At 44.4% G+C, this 12,588-nt stretch carries 12 protein-coding genes and 1 pseudogene; 2 read left to right on the top strand and 11 right to left on the bottom strand.

The features are described 5' to 3' along the window. Positions 1-40: 40 nt before the first annotated feature. From hrcA to gpr, 6 genes are all read right to left on the bottom strand, one after another. Positions 41-1,072 (bottom strand): heat-inducible transcriptional repressor HrcA, encoded by a 1,032-nt coding sequence (hrcA, locus tag JMN17_RS02065; RefSeq protein WP_148962096.1) that lies wholly within the window; start codon positions 1,070-1,072, stop codon positions 41-43. Between the two features lie 80 nt (positions 1,073-1,152). Continuing rightward, entirely contained in the window at positions 1,153-2,292 is a 1,140-nt protein-coding gene (hemW, locus tag JMN17_RS02060; RefSeq protein ID WP_202327131.1) for a radical SAM family heme chaperone HemW, read from the bottom strand. 56 nt (positions 2,293-2,348) lie between these two features. Beyond that, a complete protein-coding gene (lepA, locus tag JMN17_RS02055; RefSeq protein WP_087990772.1) occupies positions 2,349-4,184 on the bottom strand; it encodes a translation elongation factor 4 in 1,836 nt (611 codons plus the stop codon). 133 nt (positions 4,185-4,317) lie between these two features. Continuing rightward, on the bottom strand, positions 4,318-4,656 hold the full coding sequence (locus JMN17_RS02050; RefSeq protein WP_087990773.1) for a YqxA family protein: 339 nt from the start codon (positions 4,654-4,656) through the stop codon (positions 4,318-4,320). A 17-nt stretch (positions 4,657-4,673) separates the two neighbouring features. Beyond that, positions 4,674-5,879 carry a spore autolysin SpoIIP gene (gene spoIIP / locus JMN17_RS02045; RefSeq protein ID WP_087990774.1) on the bottom strand — a complete coding sequence of 402 codons (1,206 nt, stop codon included), beginning with the start codon at positions 5,877-5,879 and terminating at the stop codon, positions 4,674-4,676. Positions 5,880-5,941: 62 nt separating this feature from the next. Further along, positions 5,942-7,048, bottom strand: coding sequence for a GPR endopeptidase (gpr, locus tag JMN17_RS02040; protein ID WP_087990775.1), 1,107 nt, complete (start codon positions 7,046-7,048; stop codon positions 5,942-5,944). A gap of 203 nt (positions 7,049-7,251) precedes the next feature. Here gpr and rpsT point away from each other — a divergent pair, with 203 nt between their 5' ends. Further along, positions 7,252-7,518 carry a 30S ribosomal protein S20 gene (gene rpsT / locus JMN17_RS02035; protein WP_087990776.1) on the top strand — a complete coding sequence of 89 codons (267 nt, stop codon included), beginning with the start codon at positions 7,252-7,254 and terminating at the stop codon, positions 7,516-7,518. Positions 7,519-7,532: 14 nt separating this feature from the next. On the opposite strand, the gene holA is transcribed toward rpsT, so the two are convergent. Both holA and JMN17_RS02025 read right to left on the bottom strand, forming a co-directional pair. Next, entirely contained in the window at positions 7,533-8,576 is a 1,044-nt protein-coding gene (gene holA / locus JMN17_RS02030; protein ID WP_202327129.1) for a DNA polymerase III subunit delta, read from the bottom strand. Positions 8,577-8,615: 39 nt separating this feature from the next. Continuing rightward, entirely contained in the window at positions 8,616-8,765 is a 150-nt protein-coding gene (locus tag JMN17_RS02025; RefSeq protein WP_202327128.1) for a hypothetical protein, read from the bottom strand. Positions 8,766-8,805: 40 nt separating this feature from the next. On the opposite strand from JMN17_RS02025, the gene JMN17_RS02020 reads away from it, so the two are divergent. After that, positions 8,806-8,940, top strand: coding sequence for a YqzM family protein (locus tag JMN17_RS02020; protein ID WP_003229983.1), 135 nt, complete (start codon positions 8,806-8,808; stop codon positions 8,938-8,940). Positions 8,941-8,980: 40 nt separating this feature from the next. On the opposite strand, the pseudogene JMN17_RS02015 reads toward JMN17_RS02020, so the two are convergent. The 3 genes and pseudogenes from JMN17_RS02015 to JMN17_RS02005 all read right to left on the bottom strand — a co-directional run bounded on the left by JMN17_RS02015 (position 8,981) and on the right by JMN17_RS02005 (position 12,564). Further along, positions 8,981-11,310, bottom strand: a pseudogene (locus JMN17_RS02015) (DNA internalization-related competence protein ComEC/Rec2). Positions 11,311-11,313: 3 nt separating this feature from the next. Next, a complete protein-coding gene (locus JMN17_RS02010; protein WP_003237106.1) occupies positions 11,314-11,883 on the bottom strand; it encodes a ComE operon protein 2 in 570 nt (189 codons plus the stop codon). A gap of 66 nt (positions 11,884-11,949) precedes the next feature. Further along, the gene (locus JMN17_RS02005; protein WP_202327126.1) at positions 11,950-12,564 is read right to left on the bottom strand and encodes a helix-hairpin-helix domain-containing protein; all 615 of its coding nucleotides are present in this window, start codon (positions 12,562-12,564) and stop codon (positions 11,950-11,952) included. Positions 12,565-12,588: the final 24 nt, after the last annotated feature.

The raw sequence follows: 12,588 nt of genomic DNA, 5'->3' as shown, positions 1-12,588 counted from the left end.
GGGCGGGTGCTGCCCTTCGATAAAATTTGCCAAAATTCCCTTATTCATCATACAAACTTGTCAATGCTTTTGACAAGTCCGAAGTCACATGCTGAAGCAGACTGACAACCCTGGAATAATTCATGCGGGTCGGGCCGATGATCGCAATTGAGCCGATCTGCTTCTGATCAACAGAATAAGAAGCCGTAATCAGACTGCAGTTTTCCATCTCTTCATAGTCGTTTTCTTTCCCGATTTTAATCGAAATTCCCGTGTGCGGGGATTGAACCAGCTTTAAAACATCCTGTTCTTTTTCGATTAATGTGAGCAACGATCGCACTCTGGTGATATCATGGAACTCCGGCTGGTTCAGCATATTGATTTTTCCGCCAAAAAACAATTTTTCAACGTGGCTCGTAGAATGAAATGTTGAACGAAGCGCGTCAAGTATATTGTCATAGTTCTTAATGTGCTGTCTTAAATACATGACGACTTCCTTAAATATGTGCTCATTCAGTTCATCCATTGGAACGCCGCTTAAACGGCTGTTCAGTATATTCACCAGTTTTTCAATATCAGACAGATCCATTTTGGCTGGAAAATTAATCGTTTTGTTTTCCACGTGCCCTGTATTGGTAACAAGAATTGCTACCGCCTTATCAGGCTGAATCGGTATGATTTGAATCTGTTTAAGGTAATTCTCACTCAGCTTCGGCCCGAGCACGATGGATGTATAATTCGTTAAATCGGACAAAATTTGCGCTGATTTTTGAACTGTCTTTTCCAGCTCGAAAATTTTCTCTTTAAAGATCGAGTGGATTTGGTCCATGTCGCTTTTTGTCAATTTGACGGGTGACAGCAAATGGTCAACATAGTACCGGTACCCTTTTTCTGACGGAACACGTCCTGAGGATGAATGGGTTTTTTCTATGAAGCCCAATTCTTCCAAGTCAGCCATCTCGTTTCTTATTGTTGCAGAGCTAAATGTGATTTCATCTTTTTTCGAAAGAGTTCTTGACCCTACCGGCTGCGCCGATTTAATAAAATCATTTATAATGACCTGAAGGATCAGCAGCTGACGATTTGTTAACATCATCATCACCTCTGTTAGCACTCTCAATAAGTGAGTGCTAATTCTATAACAAAAGTATCAAACCACAAGAAAAATGTCAATTATAACTCACCCAAAAAAGCGCCAAAAACTTCATTACCTAATAATTTCCCCTGATGAGTCAAGTAAACGGCAGACTCCGAATGATGCATCAGCCCTTTTTCTACGAGGTCTGTTAATACGCTTGGGAACAGTTCATCAAGGGAACGGCCGTATTTTTCTGCAAATCGTTTTTTGCTGACTCCGGCTGTTTTTCTCAAGCCCAAAAACATTTCTTCTTCAATTTGCTCTTCTGTTGTCACTACATGAGTATCTCTGTATGGAAAGCCTTTTTCAGCTATCAGGTCAATGTAATGTTTGACAGGTCCGACGTTTACATTGCGTGTGCCGCCGATATATCCGTGGGCCCCGGCTCCAAATCCGAAATATTCCTCGTTGCTCCAATACGTCAGATTGTGCTTTGATTCCATGCCTTGCTTGGCAAAGTTGCTGATTTCATACTGATGAATGCCGTGAGCTTCCATCCGGCCCATCACCATTTCATACATTTCGGCTTCCTGCTCCTGCGGCGGAAGATGAAGCCGCCCTTTTTGCATGAGATTATAAAATACCGTTTTCGGTTCTACAATGAGGGAGTACACCGAATAATGCTCAGCATCCAGCGATAAAGCAGTGTCTAAGGAATGATCCAGATGCTTGAGGGCTTGTCCCGGGAGTCCGAACATTAAATCAAGACTGATATTGTCAAAACCGATTTCCCGCGCCCTTTCAAAAGAGGCAAATACATCTTTTTGTTTGTGCACTCGGCCGATTTTTTCTAACAAGTCGTCTTCGAACGTTTGGACACCGAAGCTGAGGCGATTCACGCCTGCTTCTTTTAATATTTTTAATTTCGCTGCGGACAGGTCGTCCGGATTCGCTTCAACCGCAAATTCCGATAATGCGCTTGAGGGCTTCAGCACTCGGATGATGATGTCCATCAGTTTTTTAAGCTGTTCCTCAGACAGAGAGGTCGGCGTGCCTCCTCCGATAAAGATGGTTTTGAGGTCAGGCTGCCCTGTTTTTGCAATTGTATTTATCATTTCCTGTTCGAGCGCGTTTAAATACTCGTCTACAGGCTGGCTTTGAATAAAATATTTATTGAAATCACAGTAGTGGCAAATGTGCTCACAGAATGGGATATGGATATAGGCTGATTTCAATGAATTCACCTTCTTTACAGAAAGAAGCCGCAGTACAGGACTGCGGCGGCTTCTATTTATTTTTTCGGGCTGTCGTCCATTTTCAGGACCGCCATAAATGCTTCTTGCGGCACTTCAACTGAGCCGACCTGCTTCATTCGGCGTTTTCCTTCTTTTTGTTTTTCAAGAAGCTTCCGTTTTCGCGAGATGTCTCCGCCGTAACACTTAGCCAATACGTTTTTACGCATCGCTTTAATCGTAGAACGCGCTACGATTTTCTGGCCGATCGCCGCTTGAATCGGTACTTCAAAGTGCTGACGCGGAATGAGCTCTTTCAGCTTCTCAACGATCACTTTTCCTCGTTCATACGCGTAATCCCGGTGCACGATAAAGGAAAGGGCGTCGATTTTTTCTCCGTTCAGCATAATGTCCATTTTGACGAGCTGAGACGGTTTGTAGCCGATCAGCTCATAGTCAAAGGACGCGTAGCCTTTTGTGCTTGATTTAAGCTGGTCAAAAAACTCATAGACGATTTCCGCTAAAGGCATATCATAGACAATGCTGACACGGTTTGCGTCTAGATATTGCATATCAATAAAATTGCCCCGTTTTCCTTGGCAAAGTTCCATAACAGCGCCGACAAAATCATTCGGCACCATCATTGTCGCTTTAACATACGGTTCCTCGATCCTTTCGATCTTTTGAGGATCAGGCATGTTGGACGGGTTGTCAACAACAACCTTTTCGCCGTCTGTCATATATACATCGTATATAACACTCGGCGCTGTTGTAATCAAGTCGATTTTGAACTCACGCTCTATCCGTTCCTGAATGATTTCCATGTGAAGCATGCCTAAAAATCCGCAACGGAATCCGAATCCAAGCGCCTGTGACGTTTCCGCTTCATACTGAAGGGAGGAATCATTCAGCTCAAGCTTTTCAAGCGCTTCTCTTAAATCATTGTATTTGGCCGTATCAATCGGATAAAGGCCGCAGTACACCATCGGGTTGAGCTTGCGGTATCCCGGCAGCGCTTCGTCTGCAGGATTGGCAGCGCTTGTTATCGTGTCACCGACGCGTGTGTCACCGACATTTTTGATCGCAGCAGTTAAAAAGCCTACATCTCCGACCGTCAGTTCATCTGTCGGAGTAGCTTTTGGCGTAAATACACCGACTTCTGTCACTTCAAATTCTTTGCCGGTTGCCATCATTTTGATTTTTTGCCCCGGCTTTACCGTTCCTTCAACGACTCTGATATAAGCCACGACACCCCGATAAGCGTCATAAAGCGAGTCGAAGATCAGCGCTTTAAGCGGCGCCTCCGGATCTCCAGTCGGTGCCGGCACCTTTTCTACGATCTGTTCTAAAATCTCCTCAATCCCGATACCGGCTTTTGCTGAAGCAAGCACGGCTTCTGATGCGTCAAGACCGATAACGTCCTCTACCTCTTGGCGCACACGTTCAGGCTCTGCGCTCGGGAGATCGATTTTGTTAATGACCGGCAGAATTTCAAGGTCATTGTCAAGCGCTAAGTAAACGTTGGCAAGCGTCTGCGCTTCAATTCCCTGCGCCGCATCCACAACAAGAATCGCTCCTTCGCAGGCAGCAAGACTTCGGGATACTTCGTATGTGAAATCGACATGTCCCGGCGTATCAATCAGATGGAAAATATATTCTTCTCCGTCTTTTGCTTTGTATTTAAGCTGAACAGAGTTTAACTTAATGGTTATGCCCCGTTCACGTTCAAGATCCATAGAATCGAGCAATTGTTCTTTCATTTCTCGTTGAGTGATTGCCGACGTTTTTTCTAAAATACGATCCGCTAAGGTCGATTTTCCGTGGTCAATATGGGCAATGATAGAGAAATTCCGTATTCTCGACTGCCTCTCTAAACGCTTTTCTTTATCTGTCACAATCTATCACTCCTACTATTAAACGCAAAATACACTAGCTTAGATTATATCAATAGGATTGTTAAGATTCAATGTAAAACAAGAAAGAGAAAAGTTCCCTGTTAATCTTGGGCTGCTTTTCTCTTTCACACACCTATTGATTCATATCACGTATCCATTCATACATCGACTGGGCAGTGTTGGTTACGGTGTTCGAAAGCGCTTTTCCGGCTTTAGAGAACATATTGAACGTTTCCACCTGTTCCAGCTCTTTTTGTTTTTCTTCTAAATCTTTCGCCGTGACTGTTTCTCCTAAGATCGAAGCTTCTTTTTCATTATTTTTTCCGTCGGTGAGCGTAAACGCGCCCTTAAGTGAAGGGTCTTGATAGCCTTTCATACTCAGCATTCCGTTATTCGCCTGCTGCATGCCGAACAGCACGCCTAAAAACATGATTGTGACAAGCAGCAAGCATTTGCCAAAGTAAGCAATCAAATCAAACCACCTATTTCTTATTGTTTTTTCGTCTCGCCGCTCTCCGCGTTGACCTTTTCAGCATCCCAGTACATTTCGCTGAATACGTCTGCGGCGGCGTCAGCCGCACGCTGCAGCTCCTCGAGGTTATTATCTACTCCGCCAAATTCGAGCAAAAGCGCTCTGTCGGTTAAATCCTGATTGTATACACCATTATCGCCTGGCGAGCCTTTCGAAAAGACACCTGTGCTGAGTCCAGGGTATTTTTTCTCCATCAGCTTATGGAGCTCGCTTGCAATTTTATAGTTTTCTTCGAAATTTTTGCTTTTTTTGCCGACGACAAAGGCCACCCGGGCATAGCTTTTCCCTTTAATCGTTGCCGTCGTATCTTTCTTTCGCCGTGAATCTCTATGGATATCAATGATATATTGCAGATTTTTGTTTGACCCGAGCGCCTCTTTGACGACCGGCCTTGATTCATCATACGATCTGGCATAGTTTAAGCCTTTTTTGTTCAGTTTTGCCTGTATATCGGTTTTATTCACTGTGGCTCCAATGCCTTGGGATTCAAGCGCCTTTCCGAACATAGCTCCTACGAGCGTGACGTTGGCTTTAGAATGGCGTGCCATATCAGGATCAGTCTCGCCTTTTAATAGAGGGAGATATGATTCCGTGTTGTGCGTGTGATAGATAAAAACAACCTTTTTATCACCGGTTGTTTGTTTCGGCGGATCTTTTTTCGCACGATCTGATTGTGTTTGCTGTTTTTCAATCTCTGCCAAGTTCGCTTCTCTTTCTTCCTCCATCACCTTAGACGGCGGCGGCGATTCCGCCGGCATATTCGTATAATCCGTGCCTTGTCCAGCTAACAGAATCTCGGTATCAAATTGTGCAAACCCCGGCAGCTCACGGCCGAGAAAGCTCCGCGGATCTTCGAGGTTGATGCTTGTCGCCAGCTTTAAAGAAAGACGCGAAAGATGAAATGAGCTGTCGGTTTGAGAAAGGTCAGAAGCGAAATAATGGTTCTCCATCCGCAGCAAGTGTGCAAACACGTCACCCGGCATTTCTTCAGTAATCCCGTAAAAAGAGTCAGACGACGGCCTGAGTTCAGGCCGGAGAGACGTCAGCACACCGGATAGAACAAAAATCACGATAAGGCTTACGATAAATAGAAAGATGGCTTTTACCGCTTTCCCGCCATTTACCGCAACAACAATTTGTCTGTTTCTGCGTTTATTTCTCATTGAATCCCTCCAGCGCTTGTCTAGTAATAACTCTATGAACAAGCTAGAGGAAGTAGAACCGTTTAGTGATTGTAGGAGCCTTTGTTTTCTTGTGACACTTTTTCATGAAGCGCTGTGTTTAATCCGTTCGCCAGCACATTTGCCATATCGTCGATGAATGAATCAACTTCCTTCGGCGTAACCATTAAGTTGTGCCCTAAAGGTGAAAGCACCTCGTGAATGAGCTGCCGTTTTTCATCCTCTCCAAGGGTACCAACAATTCCGAGAAATGATTGACGTTGCTTTTGATCGGGAAGATCTTCTTCAGTGAGCACTTTCTTTTTCCCAAACGTCATGCCTGCCGGAACAAGAGATCTTGACGGCCTGTCATCTTTCATTTCTCTTCCAAAGTGTTTTAATATGTAGTCCACCGTGTCGCTGGCAATCGTCACCGCGTCAACGACTGTCGGCACTCCGATTGCAATCACCGGTACGCCAAGCGTGTCTTTGCTTAAATCTTTTCGTTTATTCCCCACACCAGATCCCGGGTGAATGCCTGTGTCCGATATTTGAATGGTTGTGTTAACCCTTTCCACCGCCCGTGCCGCCAATGCATCAATGGCAATGACAAAATCAGGCTTCGATTGCTCAATCACACCTTTAATAATGTCGCTTGTTTCGATTCCCGTAATCCCCATAACACCAGGCGCAAATGCGCTGACAGGCCTGTAGCCCTCCTGCACGTTTTCCGGCTGAAGCTTAAACAAGTGCCTTGTGACCAATAGATTTTCTACAGCCATCGGACCCAGCGCGTCAGGGGTGACGTTCCAGTTGCCGAGCCCGACGATCAAACAGCTCGCATCTTTTGTGATATTAAGGCTTTCAAGGAAAGCCGAAAATTCCTCCGCGAAGACAGCAGAGACCTTTTCCTGCATTTCCGAATCATTCTCTCTGATTCCTTGCGCCTCAAGCGTTAAATAGCGACCTTCTTTTTTTCCTGAGAGCTCCGCGCCTTCCTTGGTAATATCAACAGTGCGGATTTTAATGCCGCCGCGATCGCGTTCTTTTTCAATAAAACCTTTAATTTCTTTTGCCGGCACAGCCTGCTGATTGGCCATCGCTTCCTTCGTTTCAACTGCTAAATCGGTACGTATCAAATACTGATTAACATCCAGTTCACTCTTTTTCATACAGGGGCCTCCTTCACATTCAGTACCTATATTGTTGCCATTTGCTGAATGAATCATGCTAAAAAGAGATCCTTCAATGAAAAATACTTTACATTTATATTGCAATCTAAAGGTGTGTTTGATAGAATACAATTTGTTCTATTGTGAAGAAGATTTAACCTTAAGACACTGTGCTACAGGTTGTATCTTAGGAGGTGAAACACATGCCAAACATTAAATCAGCGATTAAACGTACAAAAACAAACAACGAACGCCGCGTTCATAACGCGACAATCAAATCTGCTATGCGTACTGCAATCAAACAAGTTGAAGCTTCTGTTGCTAACAACGAAGCCGACAAAGCGAAAACTGCTCTTACTGAAGCAGCTAAACGTATTGATAAAGCAGTGAAAACAGGTCTTGTACACAAAAATACCGCATCTCGTTACAAATCAAGACTAGCGAAAAAAGTGAACGGACTTTCCGCATAATATAAAAACGATCCTCAATCATGGGGATCGTTTTTTTCATTTCTTTTTAACAGCTGTAAAAGGAACAGTTCGAGCAGGAGCTGCTTGTCCTTTTTCCCTGTTTTCATCTCGTAGTCCATGACGGCAAGCTGTTCAATAATTGACCGGAGCTCGGCCTCTGAAAAAAGCCTTGCTTGATCCATTGCCAGCTTTACCCGGAATGGATGGACTTTTAAATTAGAAGCGATTTGCTTTTGTCCGTAGCCTTGTTCCGCGAAATACTTTGTTTGCAGAATCAGCCGGAACTGATTCGAAATAAGCGCCATGATTTTGATCGGTTCTTCATTTTGTTTGAGCAAATCATAAAAAATTTGCAGGCTTTCTGTTCGTTTCCGGTTGACGATTTTATTGATCAGCTCAAATATATTTTGTTCAAGGCTTCTCGCTACAAGCATTTTCACATCATCCAGCGTAATTTCTTCACGATCTCCAATAAACGTGCAGAGCTTCTGAATCTCCTGAAAAATCGATGACAGATGTCCATTCACAAGCAGAACCAAATGCTCCGCCGCTTCAGTGCCGATTGTTTTCTGCTCGGTTTTTGCAAGGTTGACAGTAAAATCTGTCGTCTCCTTTGCGTTTAATTCCTTTGCCTCCATCATAAACGAGTGCTTCTTTAATGCTTTCGTCAGTTTTTTCCGCTCATCCAGCTTTTCATACGGGGCAAGCAGGACAAAGACCGTATAAGGCGCAGGCGATTGTAAATATGATTCAAGCGCGCTGACGTTATGCTCAATTTTTTCTTTTTTCTTTTCACCTGTTAAAAAATATGGATTTTTCACAATAACAAGACGCCGCTCCCCCATAAACGGAAACGTTTCAGCATCTGCAATTGCTTTGTCCAGCGGTTCCTCTTCCAGATCAAAAACGGATAGATTGAAATCCTTTGTTTCCTGATCAATGACCGCCTGTCTGATCCTGCTAACGGTTTCCTGCAGCAGATACGTCTCTTTTCCGTATAAACAATAAACCGGATGGACATCTCCTTTTCTCAGGCTTTTCCACACATCAAATACCATTGTTGTACGACTTCCTCTCTTTCATCATCCCCTTCTATCCTAAATTGAGTTTACAAAATAGTAAAGAGGAAGCCTGACTGCTGCTTCCCCATTTATATTAAACGCCTGATCGCAAGCCCCCGGGACAGCTTGTAAAAAGGCGATAATCACCAGAACAGAAAACGTTACCTTAGCTTCTAGATTTTTCAAAACAATTCCATTATACTTAAATCAGTCAGGAGGGATTAAATTGAATGATTTTGAAAAAAACGTTCAAAGCAAACGAAATGATGCTGTAGATTCAGCTGTTGGTTTTGTTGTGTCCTTCGGATTTTTCGCCTTCTTGTTTGTCATGGCAACGGTTATTCACCTGGTTGGTTCATAACAGCGACTGCCCGGGCTGCTGATTTCTCGGCAGTCTTTTTTTAGTTCGTCTCTGTTATTCTGATGTATCATATGGGGGATAGACAGAAAAGGTTCCAACTCTGTTTTTATATCTATATTGGATCGTTCCGCTTTGATCGGTGCGCAGCACGCGGATGGAATGTCTCTGTAATATTTGCAGAACTTCTTGATGGGGATGATGGTACCGATTGTTTTCACCTGCTGAGATAATGGCCGTTTCCGGCTGAATCTGTTTGATGAAATCTTCACCGGTAGAGCCTTTGCTTCCATGGTGCCCCACCTTTAACACGTCTGTTTTTAGATTCGGAAACACGCTTATAACTTCCTGTTCCCCTTCTTTCTCCAGGTCACCTGTCAAGATCCAGCTCATACCGCCCGTTTTCATCCACAGAACGAGAGAAGAATTATTTTTGCTTGCCGGATCAGGTCCTTCCGGTGACAGTACATAGAACTGTAAATCCTTTATTTGCAACACATCACCTCGCTTCACCTCTTCAATTGGCACTCCCTCCTCTCTGGCTGCCTGCAGCACTTTCTCATCCTTCGGTTCAGAAACAAACCCTTTCGGAATCACGAGGCGCTTCACTTTATGATGCTTCAGCAGAGTCTCCGCCTCTCCGATATGATCTTGGTCAGCATGCGTGAGAATTAACGCATCAAGCTGTTTGACCCCCTTAGCGGTTAAAAACGGAATCAGCACCTTTTCCCCGAGTGAAAACGGATGCTGTTTTTCCCGCCAAGGCTCTGACGAATAAGACAAAGTGCCGCCAGTATCAATTAAAACATGCCCCCGCTGATGCGGAGCACCTACATACATGCTGTCACCCTGCCCAATATCAATCATATCGACCTCTCCTTCAGAACTAAGACAAGGATATATAAAGAGAAGACAGAACATCGCGCAGCAAATGCCGCCAGTTACCATCAGCTGAGAAAAAGAGCGTTTTTCAATTGCCATAAACATTAGAATGATTGTGACCGTGAATAAAAAGAGCAGAATAGGTGCGGGACGTGCAATGATGATTGTCAATACATCAATATCTGCGATTCTTGTGATCAGCCTGTTGGTCCAGCTCATCAAGAAATCAAACCAGCTGAAGAACCATCGGCCAGCCGAAGCGGAAAGGATTAATAAAAAAACACCTGCTATAGTCCCCGGCAAAACACAGAATGTATAAATAGGAACAAGCACCATGTTCATCAGTACGCTGATCATAGAAAACTGCTGGAAATGATGCAGGAGAATGGGAAGTGAACCCAGCTGAGCAATCAGTGATACCATTGTCAGCTGACCTAAAGAGGTTTTAACATGCTGAAAAATAGAAGAAGATAGAATTAAAGAAAAACTCACGGCGAATGACAGCTGAAAACCGGCTTCAAAGAGATGGTAAGGATTGAAGAGCAAGAGGACGATGTATGAAGTGCAGATTGCCCCCGCAGCATGTACACGCCATTTAACGAGACTTCCAGCTAAGTAAATACCCGACATCAGAGCGGCGCGCAGCACTGAAGGAGCAGCGCCTGTCAACATCACATAGAGCGGCAGAAATAACAGCAACAGGATTGACGCCTTTTCTCTTGTTATCCCAATACGGATCATGATATAAAACAAGCCGGCTGTCAAAATGCCGACGTGGAGTCCTGAAATCGCCAAGAGATGGATGACACCAAGCTTTTGATACGCGTTAAGCACCTCGGCTTCCACGTAAAATCTGTCTCCTACTATAAGAGCTTGTACGATTCCTGCCGAATCAGGAGGCAGCAGGCTGTTTGTGAATGACACGATGTCTTTTCTTAAACTGAGCAGTTTATAACTGACATTTACAGGTTCGCTGCACTTTTGAATAGATGTAACAGAATAGTTCCAGTGAATATGCTGCCGGTAAAGATATTCGTTATAATCAAATGCGCCCGGCACGGTTGCGTGTTTAGGTTCTTCCAACGCACCAGTCCATTCACATGCCATTCCTGGCTTTAGATATGACAGCTGATCTTTTTCTTCAGCAGACTGAATGCGGTACGAAGCGGCCCATTTTTCGCCATCAGGCGTCTTAACCACCATAGACATACGGTCGCCGTCAATTTTTGGAATACTGTCAATTACTGCCTTGGCTTGATAGGTGCCCCGCTGATATACAGAGACATTCTTGGAATCTGCGACTGCATACAGTGAAAAAAACAATATAAAAGAGAAGAAACAAACCAAAATGAGAACAGCGTGTCTCGTTTTGATTAAAATGATGAGGAGAAAGAGGAAGAAAAGAAAAACAGCGGAGAAATAAGCGGCGGCAGTAATTCCAGCCGTTGCTGAAGCTGCCGCCAAAGGCAATAACAAACGCGAATTACGCATTCATCACACGTAGCTCGTGAAGAGTGTATTCGCCTGTTCATGTATCTTTTTCAAATCTTCCTCTGCAAGACCCGCATCCGCCAGTTTCTCTAAAAGACCCGCTACAAATGAAAGCTTTTCCCTGTTTTTCAGATCAACGATCATTTCATCGAGTTCAACCTGTTCAACAGTTACACCCGCCTGTTCAAATAATTCCTGTGCGTACGGATTCGTTTTGTAATCCTCAGCATAATAAACCGTTTTGATACCCGCTTGAATGATAGATTTACAGCATTGAATGCACGGATAATGCGTCACATAAATCTCCGCTCCATCAGTCGGCACCCCGAACTTAGAGCATTGCAGAATCGCATTCATTTCAGCGTGAATCGTTCTTGCGCAATGGTCATCTATCATAAGGCAGCCTTCGTCTGCGCAATGCACGCCGCCCGCGATTGACCCATTATATCCTCCTGCAATCATGCGTTTGTCTCTGACTATAGTAGCGCCGACAGACAATCTTGGGCAGGTGCTGCGCAGCGCCAGTAAATGGCTTTGAGCCATAAAGTATTGATTCCATGAAATTCGTTCCACGTTGTTCCCTCCAAATGTTGTGTTGCCTGACCTTTAGTTTACCTATCATTATGCATGAGCGTCAAATCACTTTACTGTAATGGAAGACTTTATTTTCTCAAGCGACTTCTCCCCGATTCCTGAAACCTTAGTGAGCTCTTCAATTGTCTGGAAACGCCCGTTTTCTTCCCGGAATGCAATAATAGCTTCAGCCTTTGATGGCCCCACCCCTGAGATGCCTTGTAATTCCTCTAAGGTTGCTGTATTGATATTTACCGGTGCTTCCTTCCCTCCATCGCTTTTCACAGCGCCTCCGAATCCTTGCTGCATTGTTGTCTCTTCTCCCTTTTTCGGGATGTACACCACTATCCCGTCCTGCAGCAGCTCCGCCAAATTCACTTGCATTTCATCTGCTTGTTCACCGGTCCCGCCCGCTTTCTCAATCGCCTGAGATACTCTGTCCCCTGTTCGCATTTCATACACGCCAGGATGCTGAACAGCACCCTTTATATCAATCACAATGGTATCGTTCTCGTCTTTTACCGCCTCCTGCTTTACCTCCGTATTTTCTGTCTCAGTTGATACAGCCTGCTTCACCGGCTCTTTGTTTTCCCCGCTGGCCAAAACGAAAATAACCGCTATGAAAGCAGCTGCAGAAGCCGCTAAAATGATTGCTTTTTTATGCAGATACAACCAATTCATCGTGCATGTTCCCCGCTTTCGTCA

Origin of the sequence: Bacillus sp. RHFS10 (genome assembly GCF_016757475.1) — a bacterium.
Taxonomy (GTDB): domain Bacteria; phylum Bacillota; class Bacilli; order Bacillales; family Bacillaceae; genus Bacillus; species Bacillus subtilis_G.
The sequence above is the reverse complement of the archived record's forward strand: the minus strand, read 5'-3'. Positions and strand labels throughout refer to the sequence as shown.

Excerpts from the sequence above, each read along its gene's own strand:
- rpsT (WP_087990776.1), top strand. The coding sequence starts at position 7,252 with ATGCCAAACATTAAATCAGCGATTAAACGTACAAAAACAAACAACGAA.
- JMN17_RS02005 (WP_202327126.1), bottom strand. The coding sequence starts at position 12,564 with ATGAATTGGTTGTATCTGCATAAAAAAGCAATCATTTTAGCGGCTTCT.
- holA (WP_202327129.1), bottom strand. The coding sequence starts at position 8,576 with ATGGTATTTGATGTGTGGAAAAGCCTGAGAAAAGGAGATGTCCATCCG.
- hrcA (WP_148962096.1), bottom strand. The coding sequence starts at position 1,072 with ATGTTAACAAATCGTCAGCTGCTGATCCTTCAGGTCATTATAAATGAT.
- gpr (WP_087990775.1), bottom strand. The coding sequence starts at position 7,048 with ATGAAAAAGAGTGAACTGGATGTTAATCAGTATTTGATACGTACCGAT.
- spoIIP (WP_087990774.1), bottom strand. The coding sequence starts at position 5,879 with ATGAGAAATAAACGCAGAAACAGACAAATTGTTGTTGCGGTAAATGGC.